We start from the raw sequence: 22,475 nt of genomic DNA on the forward strand, positions 1-22,475 counted from the left end.
GTGACGGCTAAAGAAGGATGCGTTCCCGCGAGCACCCGCCCCTCACCCCAGCCCTCTCCCCGAAGGGGAGAGGGAGCAAAGCGCGCTCGCCGACACCATCACCGCGTGGTGGTCGCCGCCGCTGGCTGGGTCACCGGCTTCGTCGCAGCCGGCGCCGCAGCCCCCTTCACCTGCTGCTGAAAGAAATTCTCGATCAGGTGATACACGTGGCTGCGCTGGCCCGGCAGGTTCAGGCCATGCTTGGCGCCCGGGTAGGCCATGAACTGGAACTGGGTGCCGCGCTTCTGCAGCTCCGCCATCAGCTCGGTGGAGTTGAGGAACAGCACGTTGTCGTCCGCCATGCCGTGCACCAGGTACAGCTTGCTGGTCAGCCCATCCAGCCACGCCAGCGGCGAGCTGCGGGTGTAGCCGGCATCGTTGTCCTGCGGGCGCCCCAGGTAACGCTCGGTATAGAAGGTGTCGTAAAGGCGCCAGTTGGTGACCGGCGCCACGGCCACGCCACCCGCCAGTTCGTCGGATGCCTTGGCCAGCATCATGGTGGTCATGTAGCCACCGTAGCTCCAGCCGAACACACCGACATGGCGGCCATCCACCCATGGCTGCGACTTCAGCCAGTGGATGCCGACGAGCTGGTCGTCCACCTCGGCCGCGCCGAGCTGCTGGTAGATCACGCTGTCGAACTGGCGACCGCGCCGGGCCATGCCGCGGTTGTCGAGCGTGAACACCACGAAGCCCTGGTTGGCCATGTACTGGTTGAAGTAATCGCCCCACTGGTTGGCGACCATCTGCGCATGCGGGCCGCCGTAGTACATGTCGAACACCGGGTATTTCTTGTTCGGGTCGAAGCCCGCCGGCTTGTACAGGCGGTAGTACAAGATCTGCCCGTCGGCGGCCTTGAGCGTGCCGAATTCCGGCTTGATCAGGCTGTCGCGGTAGGGCCAGAACGGGTGTTTGTCGTCGAGCTTGTTCGGCTCGATCCAGGTGACCAGGCTGCCGTCCGCCTTGTGCAGGCTGACCTGGGGCGGCGTGTCGACGCTGGAGAAGTTGTCCAGGTAGAAGCTGCCATCCGGCGCAAAGGTGGCGCCATGCATGCCAGCGCCCTGGCTGATGCGCAGCGGGGCTTTCGACGTGCTGCCATCGAGCTTCAGCGCGTAGATCTGCTTCTCCGGCACGGCGTCCTTGTTCGAGGCGACGTAGACCATGCCGGCGTGTTCGTTCACCGCCAGCAGGCCATCGATCGGCCACTCGCCTTCATCGATGGCGTGCTTGAGCGTGCCATCGATGCCATACAGGTACAGATGGTGGAAGCCGCTGCGCTCGCTGCCCCACAGGAAACTCTTGCCGTCCTTGAGGAAGGTGAGGTCGTCGTTGAGGTTGATCCACGTGTCACTGGTTTCGGACACCAGCGTGCGCTGCGCGAGCGTTTTCGCATCCACCAGGCGCAGGTCCAGCTTCTGCTGGTTGCGCGGCATGCGCTGGTAGCTGAGGTGCTTGCCGTCCGGCAGCCAGTTCACGCGCACCAGGTAGATGTCCGGATCCTTGCCCAGGTCGATCCAGCGCGGCTGGCCGCCGGCCGGCGACACCAGGCCCAGCTTCACCGCCACGTTGGGCGTGCCGGCGGCGGGGTAGCGCTGGTCGATCACATCGGTGTGGTCGGCGTAGAGCTCGGTGCGCTTGGTCACCGGCACCTTGGATTCGTCGTAGCGCTCAAAGGCGATGGCGGAATCGTCGGGCGCCCACCAGTAGCCGCTGCTGCGGTCCATCTCTTCCTGGGCGACAAACTCGGCCTCACCGTTGTGCACGGTGCCGCCGCCATCGTGGGTGAGCTGCTTCGCCTCGCCGGTGGCCAGGTCGATCACCCACAGGTTCTGGTCACGCACATAGGACACGAAGTGGCCCTTGGGCGAGATCTTCGGATCGATCACGTTGTCGCCGGCATCCAGCGGCTTCGGTGCGGCGTCGGAGGTGCCCGGTGCGTACACGTAGAGCTTGCCGCCGATGGGAATCAGCAGCTGCTTTCCATCGGGCGACCACTGGTAGCTGACGATGCCGTGCAGGCCGGCGGTGCGCTCGCGCTCGCGACGCGCCTTTTCCGCATCCGACAGCTGCTCGCCGTTGGGCTCGAGTTTCTTCGAATCCACCAGCAGGCGCGTCTTGCCACCCTTGAGCTCGTATTCCCACAGGTCCAGCTGGTTCTGGTCGTCCGGCTTGGCGCGCAGGAAGGTAACCCGGCTGCCGTCGGGCGAAATCTGCAGGCCGCGCGGAGCGGCGCCGGCCAGATTGCCGCCGTCGAAGATGCGTTCGATCGTAAGTTTTTCAGCCATGGTCGGCAGGGCCACCATCGTCAGGGCGGCAAAGAAGAGGGCGCGCATGGATACTTCCTTGGGCAACGCGTCGTACGTAAGAACAAGCGGCGATTAGAACGCGTTGCACGCGGGGAAACCAGCGGTTTTTGAAGGGAATATGTGAAGGGTGGGCGGCGGTGATGCTCCGCTGGCGAACTTCATGAGGACACCGTGGCGCGCATCGTCCCTCTCCGTCATCCCTGCGAAAGCAGGGACCCAGCGTCTTTCGCTCTTCCCGCTTGCCTCAAGGAAGCACGCTACCCCTGCTTTCGCGGGGATAGCGGTGAAAGGAAAACTCAGCGCTTCGCGCCCTGCCCGAAGAGGATCTTGCGCGCGTCCTCATCCGTGCTCAGGTCGAACTTGCCCTTGATCTCGTCGCCCAGCGCATACGCGCGCTTCGTGGCGGGTCGCTCGCGGATGGCCTCGAACCAGGCCTTCAGATGCGGGAATTCCTCCAGCGTCATGCCCTGGTTCTCGTACGGCACGATCCACGGATAAGCGGCCATGTCGGCAATGGTGTAGTCCTTGCCGGCGATGAAGGCGCGCCCGTCCAGCCGCTTGTCCAGCACGCCGTACAGGCGCCGCGTCTCGTTGACGTAGCGGTCGATGGCGTAAGGGATTTTCTCCGGCGCGTAGCGGTTGAAGTGGTGATTCTGGCCCAGCATCGGGCCCAGCCCGCCCACCTGCCAGTACAGCCATTCCAGCACCGTGTATTTCCCGCGCACGTCGGTGGGCATGAAGCGGCCGGTCTTCTCGGCCAGGTACTGCAGGATGGCACCGGACTCGAACACGCTCACCGGATCCCCGCCGCCGGCGGGCGCGGTATCCACCAGGGCCGGCATGCGATTGTTGGGCGAAATGGCGAGGAACGCGGGCTGGAATTGCTCGCCCTTGCCGATGTTCACCGGCTTGATCGTGTATGGAATACCGGCTTCTTCGAGAAACAGCGTGATTTTGTGGCCATTGGGCGTGGGCCAGTAGTGCAGCTCGATCATGACGGTTCCTGTGGATAAGTAACGCGCGGCGGACGATTTGTTGATGTTCGGGGCACTAGGCTGGGATTCAACCCGACACGGTTGCGGTCACCGTCAACCGCCGCCGTGCGCCCGCGTTCCCCGCAGGACATCCCCAGGAGAGCCGCCATGAATCGCCTTCCCGCCTTTGCCGCCTTTGCGCTGGTCGCCGCCTTGTCGGGCGCCGCCATCGCCCAGCAGAGCGCCCCCGCGCCCACCACGGGCGGCGGCAACCCTCCGGCGGCCGGCAACCAGCACATGCACAAATTCGATGCGCAGACGCAGCTGGAACGCCTGACCAAGCAACTCCAGCTGACCACCGACCAGCAGGCCAAGATCGGCCCGATGCTGCAGCAACGCGATCAGCAGCTCGAAGCGCTGCACGGCGACGCCAGCCTCAAGCCGGCCGATCGCCGTGCCAAGGCACAGGCCATCATGCAGGACAGCGAAGGCCAGATCGGCGGCGTGCTGACCCAGCAACAGAACGACAAGTGGAAGGCCATGCGCGAGAAGGCGATGGAGCGCATGCAGGAAAAGCGTGGCCAGAAGGTGCCATCGTCGTCGGCCAGCACCGGCGGCTGATCGCACGACAGGGCATCGAATCGCGCCATCCCGTATCCTGCGCCATCCCCGCATGAAGCAGTGATGGAGCAGGTATGGCACGCGTCGTCGTGGTCGGCAGCATCAACATGGACCTGGTGACGCTGGCGTCGCGCTTCGCCGGGCCCGGCGAAACCATCCTCGGCGAACGCTTTCTTACCGTGCACGGTGGCAAGGGCGCCAACCAGGCCGTTGCCGCCGCACGCCTCGGCGCCGAGGTAGCACTGGTTGGCGCCGTCGGCGACGACGCCTTCGGCATGCAACTGCATGAAGGCCTGACGCGCGAAGGCGTCGCACTGGAACACGTAGCCCGCATCGCCGACTGCGGCAGTGGCACTGCCTCGATCACCGTCGCCGAAGGCGAGAACCACATCATCGTCGTGCCCGCGGCCAATGCACGCGTGACACCGCAACAGATCGAGCGGGCGCAATCCACGCTGGCCAGTGCGGACGCCATCCTCGTGCAGATGGAGATTCCGCTGGAATCGGTCGAAGCCACCTTGCGGCTCGGTGACAAGCTCGGCAAGCCGGTCATCCTCAATCCCGCGCCCGCGCAGCCGCTGCCGGTGGAATGGCTGAAGCTTGCGCGCTACCTCACGCCCAACCAGCACGAGTTGGCCATCCTGCTCGGCGCCGATGGCAACGAGGATTTCCGCTCGTTGATGGAACGCGCGCCCGCCCCGGTGGTACTCACGCGCGGTGGCGACGGCGCGTGGTACCGCGACGGCGGCGAGCCGACGCATCAGCCCGGCTTCAAGGTCGACGTCGTCGACACCACCGGCGCCGGCGACACCTTCAACGCCGCACTGGCGGTGTTCCTGCATGAAGGCCTGCCCACGGCGGTACGCAAGGCGTGTGCAGCGGCGGCGCTTTCGGTTACCCGGCTTGGCGCGCAGGGCGGCATGCCGACGCGTGCGGAACTGGACGCCTTCCTCTAAGAAACACCTATCTTTCTTTGTAGGAGCGCACGTCTGCGCGACCGAGACACCAGGCACACGCCGCGCCAGGGTCATCGCAATACAAGCCACCAGCTCGCATCACCCCATAGGGCTGTCGCGCACACGAGCGCTCCTGCAAGGATGTGCAGCGTCTACTCGGACGGCCCCGGCGCCAGCACTTCGCGTTGGCCGTTGATGCCCATCGGCGAGACCAGGCCCGCTGCTTCCATCGCTTCGACCAGTCGCGCGGCGCGGTTGTAGCCGATGCGGAACTGGCGTTGCACGAAGGAGATGGACGCACGGCGCGAACGCAGCACGAAGGCGGCGGCTTCGTCGTAGAGCGGATCGAGTTCCGCATCGCCATTTTCTTCGGTGAACAGATCGCCGGAGCCTTCGCTCGGCGGACCGGCGAGGATTTCGTCCTTGTAGTCGGGTTCGCCGTACTGCTTGAGGTGCGACACGATGCGGTGCACTTCCTCGTCGGCGACGAAGGCGCCGTGGATGCGCTGTGGATAACCCGTGCCCGGCGGCATGAAGAGCATGTCGCCCTGACCGAGCAGGCTTTCCGCGCCCATCTGGTCGAGGATGGTGCGCGAGTCGATCTTGGACGACACCTGAAAGGCAACGCGCGTGGGGATATTCGCCTTGATCAAACCCGTGATCACGTCCACCGACGGGCGCTGCGTGGCCAGGATCAGATGGATGCCGGCTGCACGGGCCTTCTGCGCGAGTCGCGCGATCAGCTCTTCGATCTTCTTGCCGGCGACCATCATCAGGTCGGCCAGCTCATCGATCACCACCACGATCATCGGCAGCGTATCGAGCAGCTCGGGCACTTCCGGATGCGCAGGGAATGGATTCATCAACGGACGTCCAGCCGCCCGCGCTTCACGCACCTTCTGGTTGAAGCCGGCCAGGTTGCGCACGCGCAGGTCCGACATCACGCGATAGCGGCTTTCCATTTCACCGACGCACCAGGCGAGCGCATTGGCGGCGAGCTTCATGTCGGTGACGACCGGCGCGAGCAGATGCGGAATGCCCTCATACACCGAGAGTTCCAGCATCTTCGGATCGATCATGATCATGCGCACGTCGTCGGGCGTGGCCTTGTAGAGCATGGACAGGATCATCGCGTTCACAGCGACGGACTTGCCCGAACCGGTGGTGCCGGCGACCAGCATGTGCGGTGCCTTGGCCAGATCGGCGACCACGGCTTCACCGGTGATGCCCTTGCCCATGGCCAGCGTGAGCAGCGAATCGGACTCACGGTAGACCGGCGAATCGAGGATTTCGGATAGCGCGATCATCTGTCGCTGCTCGTTCGGCAGCTCCAGGCCCATGCAGGTCTTGCCGGGAATGGTTTCGACCACGCGAATGGACGTCCGTCCGAGGCCGCGCGCCAGATCTTTCATCAGCGCCACGATCTGGTTGCCGCGCACGCCGACGGCAGGCTCGACTTCAAAGCGCGTGATCACCGGGCCGGCCGACGCGCCGACCACGGTGACCGGCACCTTGAACTCGCGCAGGCGCTGCTCGATCAACTCGCCCGTCTCGGCGAGCTGCGCTTCGTCGATGGAGGCGATCTCCGTTCGCGGCGCAGCCAGCAGGGAAAGCGGCGGTAGCATCGCCGTCGAATGCTGCCGCGACGGCACGGTGACCGGCGGCGCGGAGACGCTGACCTGCGGAACGATCGCTTCATCGTCGTTCGCTGCGTAACGGCGAGCCGGCGCAATGGAGGTGACGGTGGACGCGGCGCTGGTCGTTGGCAGATCGACCTCGAACGGCGCGTCTTCGATTGGCTCGTCGTCAATCGGCTGTGGTGCGTCGACCATGGCCGGTGCCACGGGCTCCGGATCCGGTGGCAAAACGTCCATGCCGATGGCGGTCGGCAGTTCCTCCGGCACGGGAATGGGCACCGGCACCGCCGGCATCATGACAGCCGGTGCTCCCAACACGGCGGCGGATGCGGCAACCGGCATCGCACTCATCTTCGGTGCAACCGGGCTGGTCGCCAGCGCGGGAGCAGGGCGGCTCAGCGGTGCGCGCGGCGGGGGAGCAACAGGGCGCCCGTGCTTGGGTGTGAGCCAGGGTTCGCGTATGACCTTCTCTTGTTCCGCGGCATAGCGCACGCGTGAGATGGGTGCGGGCGCGACGGGGGCCGGCGGTTGCGCGACGGGTTCGGGCCTGGCTTCCGCCACCGGCGGCGATGCCACCTGCGTACGGCGCGTGGCCGGCGTACCGGTGCGACGCGCCTGCTTCGACGCACGCTCCACCCGCCGCACCGCGCCGCGGGGCCCGCGAGACGTGGAAGGGCGGCCCCGACGTGCTGCCACGGCGTCGAGCACGCGCTGCAGCAGGCCGGCGATGACGTCCACGCCGGCTGCGATGGTCTTGAACATTGCCGGCCAGCTCACGCCGAGATACCACGGCAGCGCGGCAGCCATCACCGCAAGCATGACCAGCGCGGACAACCCGCCGCCCAGCAGGCCACCGATGCCATGCGAGAGGGCGCGGCAAACCGCTCCACCCGCACTCGCATCGTCGGTGTATTGATCGATGACCAGGCCTTCCAGCGTCGCACTGGCCAAAAGCACCAGCAAAGCGCCCAACCAGAAGCGGATGGAGCCTTCGCCGCCGCCCGACAACGTGCGCCGCTTCAGCAGGGTTCTGCCGACGCGCCAGATCAGGGGAACAAGCCAGAGGGTAGACAGCCCGAAGGCGCCGAAGAAGAAATGGAGCATGCCTGAGATATCGAATCGCTTGCGTGCAAACTCAGCATGTTAGCGCCAATGCATCAGCTCCGTCAGCAGAGTGGCCGGTAACGGGCTGTTATTCTTGATGTATTGATGGCCATCTGGCGCGCTGTCCAGGCGATGCCTGGCGCGGAGCCCGACGCCGGCACGCTTATTTGCCGATGCAGAACGAGCTGAAGATCGCCCCCAGTAGATCGTCGCTGGTGTAAGTGCCGGTGATTTCTCCCAGCGCGTGCTGGGCCTGGCGCAACTCTTCGGCGGCCAGTTCGCCGGCGCGCGTGGCGCGCAGCACGTCATCGGCGGCTCCCAGGTGCACGGACACCTGTTCAAGCGCCAGCACATGGCGTCGGCGCGCGCTGAACGCACCTTCCCCGCCGCCCGCCCCGGCGAGTTGCTTGAGGTGGTCGCGCAGCGCATCGAGTCCGGCACCGGTTTTTGCCGAAGCCCAAACCCAGATGGCATCGGGGCGCACGTCGTACTGCGCCACGTGGCTGGCCAGATCAATCTTGTTCACCAGCACGATGCGTTCAACGCTGGCCGGCAGGTCACCGAGCAGGGCAAGGTCATGCTCGGCATGGTCGGCATCGGTGACCAGCAGTGCCACGTCCGCCCGTGCCAGTTCGCCATGGGCGCGGCGCACGCCTTCGCGCTCCACCGGATCGTCCGTTTCGCGCAAACCGGCGGTGTCGGCCAGTTCCAGCGCAATGCCATCGAGGTTGAGTTGCTCGCGCAGGACGTCGCGCGTGGTGCCCGCAATGTCGGTGACGATGGCACGATCGCTGCCGGCCAGTGCATTCAGCAGGCTGGACTTGCCGGCGTTTGGACGTCCAATGATGGCGACGCGCAGGCCATCGTTGAGCCGCACGCCACGCTGCGCTTCGAGCAACAGCTCGTCCAGTTGCACACGCAGCGCTTCGAGCTGCTGCATGATCAGCGGATCGGCCAGGAAATCGATCTCTTCCTCGGGAAAGTCGATGGCCGCTTCGATGTGCACGCGCAGCGCGATCAGATCCTGCAGCAGCTCGTGCACCTTGCGCGAGAACACGCCCTCCATCGACTGCAGTGCCGCGCGCGCACCGGCCTGCGAACGTGCGGCGATCAGGTCGGCCACGGCTTCCGCCTGAGCCAGATCCAGCTTGCCGTTGAGAAACGCGCGTTCGGTGAATTCGCCGGGACGCGCCAGTCGCGAGCCCATCGCGCAGACGCGGCGCAGCAGCGCATCGAGCAGCACAGGGCTGCCATGGCCCTGCAGTTCCAGCACGTGCTCGCCGGTATACGAGGCGGGGGCAGGGAAGTAGAGCAGCAGGCCGCGATCGATCAGCTCACCATCGCGTTCGCGGAAAGCGGCGAAGTGAGCACGACGCGGCTCTGGATTGCGCCCCAGCAGTTCGGCGGCAATGCCCGGTACCGCCGGGCCCGAAACGCGCAGCACGCCGACACCGGCGGCACCGGATGCACTGGCGATGGCGGCGATGGTGTCGGTATGGGTCATGGGATGGATTATGGAGGTTGGAAGATGGCTGGGAAAACGCCTGGACTTTCTCTGCGTCATCCCTGCGGAAGCGGGGATGACGAGCCCAAAGAAAAAGGCCGCTTGCGCGGCCTTTTTCCGGAAGCTTTCCAGCGATCAGGCCGCCTTGGCCTTCTCGTCCGCGCGCTCCACGCTGCGCGTGATCAGCCACTGCTGCGTCAGGCTGGTGATGCCGTTGATCACCCAGTACAGCACCAGGCCCGCGGGGAAGAACAGGAACATGAAGCCGAACACCACCGGCATCACCTTCATCATCTTCTGCTGGGTCGGGTCCATGCCCGCAGCGGACGGCGACAGCCACTGGGTGGCCAGCATCACCAGGATGTAGAGCACCGGCAGCACGAAGTACGGATCGGGCGCGGAAAGGTCATGCACCCAGCCGAAGAACGGTGCATGGCGCAGCTCCACGCTTTCCATCAGCACGCGGTACAGGCCGAAGAACACCGGCATGGTGATCAGCACCGGCAGGCAGCCCGACATCGGGTTGACCTTCTCCTTCTTGTACAGCTCCATCATGGCCTGCTGCATCTTCATCTTGTCGTCGCCGTAACGCTCCTTCAGGGCGTTCACGCGCGGCTGCAGCTTGCGCATCTTGGCGCCGGAGCGGAACTGCGTGGCAGTCAGCTTCCACAGCGCGCCCTTCAGCAGCAGCACCAGCAGGATGATGGCCACGCCCCAGTTGCCGGCGATGGCGTGCAGCTTGGACAGCAGCCAGTGCAGCGGCTGCGCCACCACGGTGAGCATGCCGTAGTTGGTGGTCAGGTCCAGGCCGGGGGCGACCTGGTCCAGCGTGCCCTGCAGCTTCGGGCCGACATACAGGCGCGAGGCGGTGTTCTGGCTCTGGCCCGGGGCCACATTGATGGACGGACCCACGGCACGGATCAGGTACACCGGCTGCGCGGTATCCGGATTGATCACGCTGGTGCTGTAGGTGTTGGCGTCCTGCGCGGCCGGGATCCACGACACGAAGAAGTAGTGCTGCAGCATGGCGGCCCAACCGCCGGTGATGGCGTGATTGAGCGGCTTCTTCGCGAAGTCCGCGAAGGGCAGCGTGGACATCTTGTCTTCCGGGCTGTACCAGGCAGCGCCATAGAAGCTGTGCGAGGTCGGGTCGGTGAAGTTCTGCCACCAGCCCTTCTGCTGGGCCGGCGCCACGCGCTGCAGCTGCTCGTAGGTGTTGCCGGTCCAGGTGGTGCTGCCACCGTTCTCGATCTTCTGGTCCACGGTGACGGCGTAGTCGCCGCGCTTGAGCACGAAGGTCTTGGTGACCTTGAGGCCGGCGCTACCCTGCCAGGTCAGATCAACCTTCAGCTCGTTCTGGCCGTCGGCCAAGGCGTAGCTGGCCTGCGCGGTGGAAAACACGGCGCGATGGTCGGGCGCTTCGCCCTGGTTGCTCACCAGGCCGTTCTGCGCCACGAAGTACTGGGCGCGATCGTCATCCAGCAGGCGCACCGGCGCCGGGTCGGGATTCTTCTTGGTGACCGGCGCCACCGGGTAGTGCAGCAGCTCGGAGCGCACCACGCTGCCGCCTCGCGTGTCGATGGTCAGGCGCAGCACGTCGGTGGTCACGGTGACCAGCTGGGCCGACGCTTCGCTGACCGTGCCCGGCACGGCGGCCGGAGCGGTCGACGCGGTGGCACCCGGCACGCTGTTGTCGGCGCTCGCTGCGGTGGCGGCAACGGCCGGCGGCTGCGGGCCGTAATCCTTCTCCCAGGCCTGGAACAGCAGGTAGGCCACGGCAAGCAGGGCGAAGATGAGGAACGTGCGCGTTTGATTCATCGCGGAGCGGATCCATTGCATGCCGCGACGCCGTGCCGCGGAAGAGGGTGGAGAAAGGTCAACGCGCGATTGTGCCGGTCGGGTCGCCCGGCTTCAACGTGAGGTCGACTTTGGCGGAACGCAATTTCTTCCACAGCTGCTGCAATTCGGCGAGCAGCTCCGGGCCGGGCAGGCCACAGGCCTGGTCGCGCGCCATCACCATGAGGTCGACGGACGGAAGCTCAAGGCGGGCGCGACGAAACGACTCGCGGATGAGGCGCTTGATGCGGTTACGGTCGACCGCGCGCTTGGAGACACGCTTGGATATGGCCAGGCCCAGGCGCGGATGGCCCAGGTCGTTGACCCTGTAGCGCACAGAAAAACAGCGGCCGCCGAAGCGGCCGCTGGCTTGTCGCAGAGCAGCGAAATCACTGGCGCGGCGGAGCCGCGCCTCGCGCGGCAAGCCGGCGGTAGGCATGAATGCCTGCCGCTTACGGGATCAGGCGCTTGCGGCCCTTGGCGCGGCGGGCGTTGAGGATCTTGCGACCATCGGCCGTGGCCATACGGGCACGGAAGCCGTGGGTGCGGGCACGCTTGAGCTTGCTGGGCTGGAAGGTCCGCTTGGACATGGCTTCCTCCAAAGTAAGTTGATAAAAAGGTTGGAAATTATGCGGGGTGTTTTGGGGCCCTGTCAAATGGGGTGTTTTCGGGGTTGACAAAAGGCTGTTGATTGCCTGTGGATATCCATGTGGATATCCGTACCAAAAACGGTGGTTCCTGCTGCTAGACTTTCCGGTCCACCCCGCGCGAAAGCGCTCCTTGCAGTGGTTGAAGACTTCCCATGAGTGACCTGTGGCGGCGCTGTCTCGAGCGTCTCGAAGGCGAATTGAACGCCGAAGACCTGCATACGTGGCTGATGCCGCTGCAGGCACGCGACGACACGCATGGCTTGAGGCTGTTCGCGCCCAATCCGTACACGCTGGACACCGTGCGCGAGCGCTATCTGGCCCGCATCGAAACGGTGATCAGCCAGCTGACCGGCCATGACCTGACCGTCCGCCTGGAGGTGGGCTCCAGCGCGCCGCGCGTTGCCCCGGCCAGCAAGCCGGCGGCCGCACCGGCCCCCGTCCGGGTGGAACCGGCGGTGCCCGAGGCGCCGGCCTATACCCACAACCTGGACCCGCACTACACCTTCGAAACCTTCGTCGAGGGCAAGTCGAACCAGCTGGGCAAGGCCGCCGCCATGCAGGTGGCGATGAATCCGGGCCGTGCCTACAACCCGCTGCTGCTGTACGGCGGCACGGGCCTGGGCAAAACCCACCTGATGCACGCCACCGGCAACCTGATGCGCGAGCGCAATCCGGATTTCAAGGTGCTGTACCTGCGCTCGGAGCAGTTCGTCGGCTCGATGATCGAGGCGCTGCGCACCAAGAGCATGGACGAGTTCAAGCGCCGCTTCCGTTCGGTGGACGCGCTGCTGATCGACGACATCCAGTTCTTCGCCGGCAAGGACACCACGCAGGAAGAGTTCTTCCACACCTTCAATGCGCTGTTCGAATCCAAGCAGCAGATCATCCTGACCTGCGACCGCTACCCGAAGGAAGTGGACAAGCTGGAGCCGCGCCTGAAGTCGCGCCTGGGTTGGGGTTTGTCGGTGGCGATCGAGCCGCCGGACTTCGAAACCCGAGCCGCCATCCTGCTTTCCAAGGCCCACGACAAGGGCGTGGCGGTAGGGGAGAACGTGGCGATGTTGTTGGCCAAGCGCATCCGCTCCAACGTGCGTGACCTGGAAGGTGCGCTCAACACACTGGCCGCCCGGGCCAACTTCTACGGCAAGCCGATCACCATCGACTTCGCCGAGGAAACGCTGCGCGACCTGCTGGCCACGCATGCGCAGGCAGTGACGGTGCCGAACATCCAGAAGACGGTGGCCGATTACTACCAGGTGCGCCTGCAGGATCTGCTGTCCAAGCGCCGCGTACGTTCGCTGGCTCGTCCGCGCCAGATCGCCATGGCGCTGTCCAAGGAGCTCACCGAGCACAGCCTGCCGGAGATCGGCGAGGCATTCGGTGGCCGCGACCATACGACGGTCCTGCACGCCTGCCGCACCATCAAGAAGCTTTGCGAGACGGACACGCGCATGCGGCAGGATTGGGAACAGCTCATACGCATCCTCACCGGCTAAAAACCGGTGGGGCTGTGCACGGATTGCTTGAAAAGTACGGTGGCAACCTGTGGATAATAGGTGGACGATTTGGCCTTCAAAGTTATCCACAAACAACGCACAGTCGTCAGGCCATTTGGAACACAATGTGAGAATCATCTAAATCGTTGATTCTTATGGGTAATTTCAGATTTTTGAGTTATCCACGGCACCTACCACCACCACAGAACTTCTTTAAAAACAGAAAAGCAGGATTGGGGAAGCGCATACATGCAATTCAGCATTCAACGAGAAGCTCTGCTCAAACCGTTGCAGCAGGTCGTAGGCGTGGTCGAACGCCGCCAGACTTTGCCGGTGCTGGCCAACCTGCTGGTGAAGGTCGCCGACGGCAAAGTGTCGATGACCGGCACCGATCTGGAAGTGGAAATGATCGCCACGACCGCAGCTGACAAGCTGCTCGATGGTGAGATCACCATTCCCGCCCGCAAGTTGTTCGACATCGTTCGCGCATTGCCCGACGGCGCGCAGATCGAGTTGAAGCTCAACGGCGACCGTGTGGCGATGAATGCAGGACGTAGCCGGTTCACGCTGGCAACGCTGCCTGCCACCGAATTCCCGACCATCGATGAAATAGAGCTGGTTGAGCGGGTCACGCTGCCGGAAGAAGTGCTGCGCGATCTCATGGAGCGCACCGCGTTCGCCATGGCCAACCAGGACGTGCGCTACTACTTGAACGGCATGCTGCTGGATCTGCAGGAGCACACGCTTCGTTGTGTGGCTACTGACGGTCATCGTCTGGCGCTGAAAGAAACCAAGCTGGACAGCAAGGTTTCGTCGCGTCGCCAGATCATCATTCCCCGCAAGGGCGTGAACGAGTTGATCGGTTTGTTCGAAACAGGCGATGGCCAGATCGAGCTGGAGTTTGGCCGTAATCACCTTCGCGTCCGTCGTGGCGATGTGGTGTTCACCTCCAAGTTGATCGACGGTCGTTTTCCGGACTACGAAGCGGTGATTCCGCTCGGCGCCGACAAGCAGGCCACGCTGGATCGCGAAGTGTTGCGTGGTGCCCTGCAGCGCGCGGCCATTCTTTCCAACGAAAAGTACCGCGGCGTGAAGCTCGAACTGTCGCCGGGCAAGCTGCGCATCGTGGCTCACAACCCCGAGCAGGAAGAGGCCGTGGAAGAGGTCGAAGCCGAAACGCCGGTTTCCGATCTCGCCGTGGGCTTCAACGTGGGTTATCTGCTGGATGCGCTGGGTGCGCTGCGTGGCGAGAAGGCCCGCCTGAACCTGCGCGACGCGCAGTCCAGCTGCCTGGTGCAGGAAGACGACAGCGACCAGGCCCGCCACGTGATCATGCCGCTGCGCCTCTGATTGCGATGAATCGTTTGCCTTTTGAGGGCAAGCCAGAAGAGAACGCCGGAGCCGTCGAAAGACGCTCCGGCGTTCTTGCTTCAGGAGCTTGCTGACATGCGCCTGGAAAGCCTGCGGATCCGGGGTTTACGTTGCCTGGAAGACGTTGCCGTGCCGCTGGGTCCTGGGGTTACGGTGTTTGCCGGGGCCAATGGAGCGGGCAAGACCAGCATCCTGGAAGCCGCTTTCCTGCTTTCACACGCTCGCTCGTTTCGCTCCGGCGCGAAAGATGCGTTGCTACAACGCGGTGCGGCCGGTTTGTCTGTTTTTGCCGAGCTTCGTCATGACGACGGAAGAGGGCAGCGGATTGGTTTGGGCAGGCAAGGCGTTCGTTGGGAGGCCCGGGTCGACGGCGATGTCGTCAGCCTGAGTGAGCTGGTCGGCGAGTGCGCCGTGGTGTGTTTTGAGCCGGGCTCGCACGACCTGATCGCTGGTGGCGCGGAAGAGCGCCGGAGATACCTCGATTGGGGCGTGTTCCACGTGGAACATGAGTTCATTTCGGCCTGGCGACGCTATCAAAGAGCCCTGAAGCAGCGAAATGTCCTTCTCCGGGCGTCCACCGTGCCTCCAGAGGCCTTGTTCCTGCCTTGGGAGGCCGAACTCGATGCTGCAGCGGGGGTTATCGACCGGTTGCGCGACCTGTATTTGACGGCACTTCGCCCCCATATAGAGAAAGCGATGGCGGGCCTGTTGCCCGAGCTTGGCCCCATGGAGCTGCGGTATCGGCGTGGCTGGGCTGAGGACGCGCCTCTGGGCGAATTACTGGCTACACAGCGTGGCAGGGATCTGGCCCGAGGGCACACCACCATCGGATCACACCGGGCAGACTGGTCGATTGCCTTCGAACACGCGCCTTTGCGGGAACACCTCTCGCGTGGCCAGGAGAAACTGACTGCATTGGGCTGCGTGCTGGCCCAAGCCTCCCTCTACGCCGAGCGGAAAGGGGAGTGGCCCATCGTCTGTCTGGACGACCTGGCGTCGGAACTCGACAAGGCCCACCAGGCCGCCGTGGTGGGTCAGCTGGGCGCCGTTGGTGCCCAGGTACTGGTTACCGGAACCGAGGTGCCAGAGGCTCTGCAGGCGGGTCCGACGCGCGTGTTCCACGTGGAACAAGGCCATCTCGCCCCCCTGCTATAATCACTCGATTGTGTCCCCATCCGGCCCTGAAAGGCGCCGAACCGGGTGGGAAAAGGCGCCAGGAATCGGTCAACGAATGAACGATAAAACCTACGACTCGAGCAACATCAAGGTTCTTAAAGGCCTGGAAGCGGTGCGCAAGCGCCCCGGTATGTACATCGGCGACACCGATGACGGTACCGGCCTGCACCACATGGTGTTCGAAGTCGTCGACAACTCGATCGACGAAGCCTTGGCCGGTTACTGCGACCACGTCATCGTGACCATCCTCGAGGACGGCTCGGTCAGCGTGAGCGACAACGGCCGCGGTATTCCTGTCGATATGCACCCGGAAGAGGGGCGTTCGACCGCCGAAGTCGTCATGACGGTGCTGCACGCCGGCGGCAAGTTCGACGCCAACTCGTACAAGGTCTCCGGCGGCCTGCACGGCGTGGGCGTATCGGTGGTGAATGCGCTCAGCTCGCACCTGTGGCTGACCATCTACCGCGACGGCAAGGAGTACCAGCAGGAATACGCGCTGGGCGAGCCGCAGTACGCCGTGAAGGAAGTGGGGCAGGCTGCCGACAAGCGCGGCACCACGGTGCGCTTCCTGCCCAGCACGGCCACGTTCTCCAACATCGAATTCCACTACGACATCCTGGCCAAGCGTCTTCGCGAGCTGGCGTTCCTCAATTCGGGCGTCACCATCGACCTGAAGGACGAGCGCGGGGAAGGGCGTAGCGACCGTTTTGCCTACGAAGGCGGCATCAAGTCCTTCGTGCAGCATCTGGCCCAGCTCAAGACCGCGTTGCACCCCAACGTGATCAGCCTGAGCGCCATGCAGGAAGGTATTTCCGTCGAGCTGGCCATGCAGTGGACGGACGCCTACCAGGAAACGATGTACTGCTTCACCAACAACATCCCCCAGCGCGACGGTGGCACGCATCTCACGGGCTTCCGCGCAGCGCTGACGCGCTCGCTGCAGGGTTATATCGAGAAGGAAGGCCTGGCCAAGAACGCCAAGGTGGCGCTGTCGGGCGACGACATGCGTGAAGGCCTGATCGCCGTGCTGTCGGTGAAGGTGCCGGATCCGAAGTTCTCCTCGCAGACCAAGGACAAGCTGGTTTCCTCCGAGGTGAAAACCGCGGTGGAGCAGGCCGTCAACGAGAAGCTGGGCGAATTCCTGCTGGAACACCCCAACGAAGCCAAGGCCATCGCCTCCAAGGTGGTGGATGCCGCGCGCGCCCGCGAAGCCGCCCGCAAGGCCCGCGAGATGACCCGCCGCAAGGGCGCGCTGGATATCGCCGGCCTGCCGGGCAAGCTCGCCGACTGCCAGGAAAAGGATCCCGCCCTGTGCGAGCTGTTCCTGGTCGAGGGTGACTCCGCAGGTGGCTCGGCCAAGCAGGGCCGTAACCGCAAGACCCAGGCCGTGCTGCCGTTGAAGGGCAAGATCCTCAACGTGGAGAAGGCCCGCTTCGACAAGATGCTGTCCTCCGCCGAAGTCGGCACGCTGATCACCGCGCTCGGCACGGGCATCGGCAAGGAGGAGTACAACCCGGACAAGCTGCGCTACCACCGCATCGTCATCATGACCGACGCGGACGTGGACGGCTCGCACATCCGCACCCTGCTGCTCACGTTCTTCTATCGCCAGATGCCGGAACTGATCGAGCGTGGCCACGTCTACATCGGCCTGCCGCCGCTCTACAAGATCAAGCAGGGCAAGACCGAGATGTACCTGAAGGACGACGCGGCCCTCAACGGCTACCTCGTCAACAGCGCGGTGGACGGTGCCGGCCTGGAAACCACGGCCGGTGCACCGCCGATCAGCGGTGAGCCGCTCGAGAAGCTGCTGCGTGACTACCAGACGGCGCTGGACCAGATCGAACGCCTCGGCCACCGTTTCGACGCCACCGTGCTCACCGCGTTGCTGGAACACACGCCGCTCGAACCGGCCGTGTGGGCCGACGACGCGGCCATGCAGGGCTGGCTGAAGGGCGTGGAATCGCGTCTGGCTGCCAGCGGCCTAGGCAAGCCCCGCTACCGCCTGGCCCTGCGTCCGGCCGAAGGCGAGCATTCGGCGGCCATCGAGGTGGTGCGCGACCAGCATGGCCTCAGCCACACCTGGCTGCTGCCGCAGCCGTTCTTCACCAGCGCCGAGTTCCGTCCGATCCTGCAGATGAGCCAGCAGCTCGCCGGCCTGGTGCAGGCCGATGCCGTGGTTCGCCGCGGCAACGGTTCGCGCGGTGTGCAGAACTTCGCCGAGGCGCGCCACTGGCTGCTGGAAGAGGGCAAGAAGGGCCGCATGATCCAGCGCTTCAAGGGCCTGGGTGAAATGAACCCCGAACAGCTGTGGGAAACCACGGTGAACCCGGAAACGCGCCGCATGCTGCAGGTGGGCATCGAAGACGCCTTCGCGGCCGATCAGATGTTCTCCATGCTGATGGGCGAGGCGGTGGAGCCGCGCCGTGACTTCATTGAAGCCAATGCGCTGAAGGTCGCCAACCTGGATATCTGACGCACCGGCCACCGGGAGCGGCGACGTTCGCCCCCGGTGGCCTTTTCTTTGGCATCACGTACTAATGCGTTAGTACGCTAATTCAAGTCAGGAAAGCTGACGCCGGGAACGTGTTTCCAGGCCAAAAAGTCACGGCCGACAGGGGGCTTGGCCCCGGAAATTATGTCCAGTCGCCGGCGTATGGCTCAACTTATTGATTTTTAACAATCTTTCATGTCGCGCTGCGACTTGTTATCTCTTACCTAGTCAGGTTACGCTCAGCGATCCCCCGCGCTGTAAGCGCGTGAAACCTACATTGAGGACTGCCATGAAGCGTGTTCCCCTGATCAAGTTGCTTGCCGGTTCGGCGCTGGCCCTGGCCGTGGTGAGCACGCCGGTCATTGCAGCCAGCAATTCGTCCAAGGACAAGAAGGAAGCGCTGTACCCCAACGCGACCCGTCCGGAGCCGAAGCTGGACCTGACCAGCGAGAAGGATCAGAAGGCGATCAACGAAGGCCTCGACGCGGTCAACAACCAGGACAAGGAAAAGGCGATCCAGATCCTTCAGCCGATCGCCGACGGCAGCAAGAGCAAGTACGCACAGGCGCTGGCCCTGCAGGGTCTGGCCAACGTGCACTACAACGACGGCGACGTGAAGGGCGCCATCGATCTGCTCAAGCGTGCGCTCGACAACGGCACCATGCCGAACGACACCTACTTCCAGCTCCAGTTCATGCTGGCCCAGTTCTACCTTGCCGATGAGCAGTACCAGCTGTGCATCGACACCGTGAACAAGTGGCGCGACGAGGGCAAGAAGGAAACCGCCGACTCCTACGCGCTGCAGGGCAACGCGTACTACCGCCTCGAGAAGTTCCCGGAAGCGATTGCCGCCATCAAGAAGGCGCAGTCGATGACCGACAAGCCGAACGACAGCTGGAACCAGATCCTCATGGCCAGCTACTCCGAGTCCGGCCAGGGTGACCAGGCTGCCCAGGTGGCCCAGCAGCAGCTCGCTGCCAACCCGAACGATCCGAACGCGCTGAACAACGCCGTCGCCGTGCTGATGCAGGCCCAGAAGTATCCGGAAGCGATCTCGCTGATGGAGAAGGCTCGCGCCTCCGGCCAGCTCAAGACCGAGAAGGACTACGTCAACCTCGCCAAGCTCTACCTGGTGAGCGGCCAGAACAGCGGTGACCAGAAAGAACCGGCCACCAAGGCTGCTGCCGTGCTGCAGGAAGGCTTCAGCAAGGGCATCGTGACCTCCACGGCCGAGAACTACTCGCTGCTGGGCGCCGCCAACTACATGTCCGACAACACGTCGGGCGCGCTGGCTGCCTACCAGAAGGCGATTCCGCTGGCGAAGGACGGCGAGGCGAACATTCGCGCCGGCCAGCTCCTGATCCAGGACAACAAGTTCAGCGAGGCCAAGAGCCTCATCCAGCAGGGCATCGACAAGGGCGTGCAGCACAAGGGCACCGCTTATATGTTGCTGGCCGAGTCGTGCCGTGGCCTGAAGGACAAGCCGGGTACGATTGCTGCCATGGAGAAGGCCGCACAGGATCCCGAAACCTCAGCAAAAGCAAAGGCTTGGCTGAAGGCACAGGGCGCGGGCAAGTAAGGCTGGCGTGTAACATTTGCGAGTCAGATGGACGTCCATTTGTCTGCCTCACAAGTGCTATACAAATGCCATGTGCTGTTGTACCGTTGAAACCTTTCCGTGCTCCCGTCCAGTGGCAAATGTCATCCCTATGGATCGATTTGCCACCGGAATTCGTGACCACGTCTCACCGATTGATTAGCTCCAGATAGTGACAGATGGCCTCAAGTAACGAAGCAACCGGCCAAGGGCCGTTCAATTGGAGGCGTACCTGGGCGCTGGCAGTTGCCATCGCGCTACATGCGTTCGCGTTCCTGTTGCTGGTGGCGCCTATGGCACCGCCGAAGCAGGTCCAGAAGGAAAAAGAACGCACGGTCCAGGTGAACTTTATCGAGCCTCCGCCGCCGCCGCCGCCACCGCCGCCGCCGCCGCCGGAGCCGCCGAAGCAGCCGCCGCCGAAGATCATTCAGCAGGTTAAGCCGCCGCCGACTCCGCCGCCGCCGGCTCCGCCGCCGGCCGTCGAGGAAGCGTCGACCAACGCTATCCCGGCACCGCCGCCGGCACCGCCTGCTCCTCCGGCTGCGCCTGCGGATATCACCGCAAGTCAGGACATCAGCTACAACAGCCGTATCCAGCCCAAGTATCCGCCGCAGGCTATCCGCCAGCGTCACGAGGGCACGGTCACGCTGATGATCCTGGTGGGCGTAGACGGTTCGCCGAAGGACATCAAGGTGGAATCGTCCAGCGGTTTCCGCGAGCTGGACCAGGCCGCGATTGAAACGGCACGCAAGTGGCGCTTCAATCCGAACGTTAGGAACGGACAAAAGACGGAAGGCTATGTCCGCGTCCCGATCAACTTCAATCTCAATCAGCTGTAACTTCGGTTACGGTTAATCAGTTCACGCTTGACTTTCCAAGGGTAGCGTTATGTTCCTGCAAACTTCTCCGGCCCCCGCGGGCGGTACCACCAACGCCGAAGCCATGAAGTCGATGGGCTTTGACCACCTTATCCACAACTTCGATTTCCTTGGCTGGATCGTGTTCGTGGTGCTGGTGGTGATGTCCTTCTCCTCCTGGTACTTCATTGTCGCCAACGCAATCCGCAACTCGATGGTTCGCGGTCGCGCCGACAAGGTCATCAACGGTTTCTGGTCCAATGGCTCCACGCAGGATGCCATTCGCGAACTCGAAGCCCAGCCCAAGGGCGAACCGTTCTCGAAGATCGCCCTCGACGCCGCTTCGGCCGTCGCTCACCATCAGCAGGCTTCGGCCGGTGGTGGCCGCCTCGCCGAGTCGCTCAGCCGCTCCGAGTTCATCGACCGCGCCCTGCGCCAGGCCGTTGCTCGCGAGAGCCTGCGTCTGGAAGGCGGCCTGACCCTGCTCGCCACGGTCGGTTCGTCGGCTCCGTTCATCGGTCTTCTCGGTACCGTGTGGGGCATCTACCACGCGCTGATCAAGATCTCCGCGTCGGGCAACGCTTCGATGGAAGCTGTGGCCGGTCCGGTGGGTGAAGCTCTGATCATGACCGCCTTCGGTCTGTTCACCGCCATCCCGGCCGTGCTTGCCTACAACTTCTTCAACCGTTCGAACCGTCTGACCTACGCTCAGTTCGACGAGTTTGCGCACGACCTGCACGACTTCTTCGCCACCGGCGCTCGCGTCGAAGGCAAGTGAGGATCTGACCCATGGCAATGAGTACCGGAGGCAATGCCGGCGGTCCGATGTCGGAGATCAACGTTACGCCGCTCGTCGACGTGATGCTGGTGCTGCTGATCATCTTCATGATCACGGCTCCTTTGATGTCCCATCGAATCACGGTTGAACTGCCCACTGCGAATCCGAAAACCACGGATACGGAGCAGGTGACGCCGATGGACTTGGCCGTGAAGCCGGATGGCTCGCTGTACCTTGACGACATCGAAGTCAACGAAGGCGAGCTGAAGGCAAAGTTCGCGGTTGCGGCGCAGCAGTCGCCGCAGCCCGAGTTGCAGATCCGTGCGGACAAGACCACGGAATACAAGATCGTGAAGAAGGTCCTCGCCGACGCCAAGGAAGCTGGCATGGTGCATGTCGGCTTCATGACGACCGGCAAGGAGTAACAAGCCATGGCATTCAGTTCTGGAAGTGGCAAGGGCCCCATGGCCGATATCAACGTCACGCCGCTCGTCGACGTGATGCTGGTGCTCCTGATCATCTTCATGATTACGGCTCCGATCCTGACCCATAAGGTGAAGATCGATCTTCCGCAGCCGAACCCGAACGTGGTTCAGCCGGAAAACCCGCCGGAACCCGTCCGCCTCAAGATCGACCAGTCCGGCGCGCTGTACTGGAACGATACCCCGGTGGATGAGCTTGGCCTGAAGGCACAGCTCGCGGTGATCGGTGGTCTGGGCGATCCGGCCAAGCAGCCGGAAGTTCAGATCAACGCCGATGACGGCGTGGCGTATGAGCATGTGGCTCGCGTGCTGGCGGATGCCAAGAGCTACGGCCTTACGAAGATCGGTTTCACTGAAGGTCAGTAATTCCGAAAGGAATGAAAGTAACACTACCCTGAGAGCCCCCGCCTAGTGCGGGGGTTCTTTTTTGGGCGAAGAAAACACTGACGGACCCGTGCGCGACGTTGTTCCTGGCGACGGGAAGATAAGACGTATAGACGTCCAGACAGACGATGACTCGTCGAGGATTCGCGACGGCGCGGCCGTACCCGCGCGCGTGCCTCAGTGAATGGCGCCACCCGGCGGCCGTCACGTGCG

At 63.9% G+C, this 22,475-nt stretch carries 17 protein-coding genes and 2 pseudogenes; 11 read left to right on the forward strand and 8 right to left on the reverse strand.

Going from position 1 to position 22,475, the window contains the following annotated elements:
* Nucleotides 1-98: 98 nt before the first annotated feature.
* Nucleotides 99-2,372 (reverse strand): S9 family peptidase, encoded by a 2,274-nt coding sequence (locus tag H8F01_RS09950; RefSeq protein WP_187058866.1) that lies wholly within the window; start codon nucleotides 2,370-2,372, stop codon nucleotides 99-101.
* A gap of 269 nt (nucleotides 2,373-2,641) precedes the next feature.
* Entirely contained in the window at nucleotides 2,642-3,340 is a 699-nt protein-coding gene (locus tag H8F01_RS09955) for a glutathione binding-like protein (protein ID WP_187058867.1), read from the reverse strand.
* Nucleotides 3,341-3,487: 147 nt separating this feature from the next.
* On the opposite strand from H8F01_RS09955, the gene H8F01_RS09960 reads away from it, so the two are divergent.
* Nucleotides 3,488-3,940: a hypothetical protein gene (locus H8F01_RS09960; RefSeq protein ID WP_187058868.1), complete on the forward strand. Its 453-nt coding sequence runs from the start codon at nucleotides 3,488-3,490 to the stop codon at nucleotides 3,938-3,940.
* A 74-nt stretch (nucleotides 3,941-4,014) separates the two neighbouring features.
* Complete coding sequence (gene rbsK, locus H8F01_RS09965) at nucleotides 4,015-4,896, forward strand: ribokinase (RefSeq protein ID WP_187058869.1); 882 nt, start codon at nucleotides 4,015-4,017, stop codon at nucleotides 4,894-4,896.
* 152 nt (nucleotides 4,897-5,048) lie between these two features.
* Here rbsK and H8F01_RS21855 read toward each other — a convergent pair.
* The 6 genes and pseudogenes from H8F01_RS21855 to rpmH all read right to left on the reverse strand — a co-directional run.
* Nucleotides 5,049-6,518, reverse strand: a pseudogene (locus H8F01_RS21855) (DNA translocase FtsK); the annotation flags it as partial.
* A 774-nt stretch (nucleotides 6,519-7,292) separates the two neighbouring features.
* Nucleotides 7,293-7,637 (reverse strand): annotated as a pseudogene (locus H8F01_RS21860) (DNA translocase FtsK 4TM domain-containing protein); the annotation flags it as partial.
* 163 nt (nucleotides 7,638-7,800) lie between these two features.
* Nucleotides 7,801-9,141 (reverse strand): tRNA uridine-5-carboxymethylaminomethyl(34) synthesis GTPase MnmE, encoded by a 1,341-nt coding sequence (mnmE, locus tag H8F01_RS09975; protein ID WP_187058871.1) that lies wholly within the window; start codon nucleotides 9,139-9,141, stop codon nucleotides 7,801-7,803.
* Between the two features lie 135 nt (nucleotides 9,142-9,276).
* Complete coding sequence (yidC, locus tag H8F01_RS09980; RefSeq protein WP_187058872.1) at nucleotides 9,277-10,959, reverse strand: membrane protein insertase YidC; 1,683 nt, start codon at nucleotides 10,957-10,959, stop codon at nucleotides 9,277-9,279.
* A gap of 58 nt (nucleotides 10,960-11,017) precedes the next feature.
* On the reverse strand, nucleotides 11,018-11,416 hold the full coding sequence (gene rnpA, locus H8F01_RS09985; protein WP_187058873.1) for a ribonuclease P protein component: 399 nt from the start codon (nucleotides 11,414-11,416) through the stop codon (nucleotides 11,018-11,020).
* Nucleotides 11,417-11,429: 13 nt separating this feature from the next.
* Entirely contained in the window at nucleotides 11,430-11,567 is a 138-nt protein-coding gene (gene rpmH / locus H8F01_RS09990; protein WP_019464789.1) for a 50S ribosomal protein L34, read from the reverse strand.
* 212 nt (nucleotides 11,568-11,779) lie between these two features.
* On the opposite strand from rpmH, the gene dnaA reads away from it, so the two are divergent.
* The 9 genes from dnaA (at nucleotide 11,780) to H8F01_RS10035 (ending at nucleotide 22,244) form a co-directional block, all read left to right on the forward strand.
* Complete coding sequence (dnaA, locus tag H8F01_RS09995) at nucleotides 11,780-13,123, forward strand: chromosomal replication initiator protein DnaA (protein ID WP_187058874.1); 1,344 nt, start codon at nucleotides 11,780-11,782, stop codon at nucleotides 13,121-13,123.
* A gap of 249 nt (nucleotides 13,124-13,372) precedes the next feature.
* Nucleotides 13,373-14,473 carry a DNA polymerase III subunit beta gene (gene dnaN, locus H8F01_RS10000; protein ID WP_187058875.1) on the forward strand — a complete coding sequence of 367 codons (1,101 nt, stop codon included), beginning with the start codon at nucleotides 13,373-13,375 and terminating at the stop codon, nucleotides 14,471-14,473.
* Nucleotides 14,474-14,569: 96 nt separating this feature from the next.
* Nucleotides 14,570-15,649 carry a DNA replication/repair protein RecF gene (recF, locus tag H8F01_RS10005; protein ID WP_187058876.1) on the forward strand — a complete coding sequence of 360 codons (1,080 nt, stop codon included), beginning with the start codon at nucleotides 14,570-14,572 and terminating at the stop codon, nucleotides 15,647-15,649.
* Between the two features lie 76 nt (nucleotides 15,650-15,725).
* Nucleotides 15,726-18,146, forward strand: a complete 2,421-nt coding sequence (gene gyrB, locus H8F01_RS10010; protein WP_187058877.1) for a DNA topoisomerase (ATP-hydrolyzing) subunit B — start codon at nucleotides 15,726-15,728, stop codon at nucleotides 18,144-18,146.
* 307 nt (nucleotides 18,147-18,453) lie between these two features.
* A complete protein-coding gene (locus H8F01_RS10015) occupies nucleotides 18,454-19,743 on the forward strand; it encodes a tetratricopeptide repeat protein (RefSeq protein ID WP_187058878.1) in 1,290 nt (429 codons plus the stop codon).
* A gap of 197 nt (nucleotides 19,744-19,940) precedes the next feature.
* The gene (locus tag H8F01_RS10020) at nucleotides 19,941-20,600 is read left to right on the forward strand and encodes an energy transducer TonB (protein ID WP_187058879.1); all 660 of its coding nucleotides are present in this window, start codon (nucleotides 19,941-19,943) and stop codon (nucleotides 20,598-20,600) included.
* Nucleotides 20,601-20,649: 49 nt separating this feature from the next.
* Entirely contained in the window at nucleotides 20,650-21,396 is a 747-nt protein-coding gene (locus tag H8F01_RS10025) for a MotA/TolQ/ExbB proton channel family protein (protein WP_074549498.1), read from the forward strand.
* An 11-nt stretch (nucleotides 21,397-21,407) separates the two neighbouring features.
* Nucleotides 21,408-21,821 (forward strand): ExbD/TolR family protein, encoded by a 414-nt coding sequence (locus H8F01_RS10030; RefSeq protein ID WP_187058880.1) that lies wholly within the window; start codon nucleotides 21,408-21,410, stop codon nucleotides 21,819-21,821.
* A 6-nt stretch (nucleotides 21,822-21,827) separates the two neighbouring features.
* Nucleotides 21,828-22,244: an ExbD/TolR family protein gene (locus H8F01_RS10035; RefSeq protein WP_109124654.1), complete on the forward strand. Its 417-nt coding sequence runs from the start codon at nucleotides 21,828-21,830 to the stop codon at nucleotides 22,242-22,244.
* Nucleotides 22,245-22,475 lie beyond the last annotated feature (231 nt).

This window comes from Dyella telluris, assembly GCF_014297575.1.
Taxonomy (GTDB): domain Bacteria; phylum Pseudomonadota; class Gammaproteobacteria; order Xanthomonadales; family Rhodanobacteraceae; genus Dyella; species Dyella telluris.

Coding starts and splice junctions, on each gene's coding strand:
- H8F01_RS09950 (WP_187058866.1), bottom strand. CDS start 2,372: ATGCGCGCCCTCTTCTTTGCCGCCCTGACGATGGTGGCCCTGCCGACC.
- H8F01_RS09955 (WP_187058867.1), bottom strand. CDS start 3,340: ATGATCGAGCTGCACTACTGGCCCACGCCCAATGGCCACAAAATCACG.
- H8F01_RS09960 (WP_187058868.1), top strand. CDS start 3,488: ATGAATCGCCTTCCCGCCTTTGCCGCCTTTGCGCTGGTCGCCGCCTTG.
- rbsK (WP_187058869.1), top strand. CDS start 4,015: ATGGCACGCGTCGTCGTGGTCGGCAGCATCAACATGGACCTGGTGACG.
- mnmE (WP_187058871.1), bottom strand. CDS start 9,141: ATGACCCATACCGACACCATCGCCGCCATCGCCAGTGCATCCGGTGCC.
- yidC (WP_187058872.1), bottom strand. CDS start 10,959: ATGAATCAAACGCGCACGTTCCTCATCTTCGCCCTGCTTGCCGTGGCC.
- rnpA (WP_187058873.1), bottom strand. CDS start 11,416: ATGCCTACCGCCGGCTTGCCGCGCGAGGCGCGGCTCCGCCGCGCCAGT.
- rpmH (WP_019464789.1), bottom strand. CDS start 11,567: ATGTCCAAGCGGACCTTCCAGCCCAGCAAGCTCAAGCGTGCCCGCACC.
- dnaA (WP_187058874.1), top strand. CDS start 11,780: ATGAGTGACCTGTGGCGGCGCTGTCTCGAGCGTCTCGAAGGCGAATTG.
- dnaN (WP_187058875.1), top strand. CDS start 13,373: ATGCAATTCAGCATTCAACGAGAAGCTCTGCTCAAACCGTTGCAGCAG.
- recF (WP_187058876.1), top strand. CDS start 14,570: ATGCGCCTGGAAAGCCTGCGGATCCGGGGTTTACGTTGCCTGGAAGAC.
- gyrB (WP_187058877.1), top strand. CDS start 15,726: ATGAACGATAAAACCTACGACTCGAGCAACATCAAGGTTCTTAAAGGC.
- H8F01_RS10015 (WP_187058878.1), top strand. CDS start 18,454: ATGAAGCGTGTTCCCCTGATCAAGTTGCTTGCCGGTTCGGCGCTGGCC.
- H8F01_RS10020 (WP_187058879.1), top strand. CDS start 19,941: ATGGCCTCAAGTAACGAAGCAACCGGCCAAGGGCCGTTCAATTGGAGG.
- H8F01_RS10025 (WP_074549498.1), top strand. CDS start 20,650: ATGTTCCTGCAAACTTCTCCGGCCCCCGCGGGCGGTACCACCAACGCC.
- H8F01_RS10030 (WP_187058880.1), top strand. CDS start 21,408: ATGGCAATGAGTACCGGAGGCAATGCCGGCGGTCCGATGTCGGAGATC.
- H8F01_RS10035 (WP_109124654.1), top strand. CDS start 21,828: ATGGCATTCAGTTCTGGAAGTGGCAAGGGCCCCATGGCCGATATCAAC.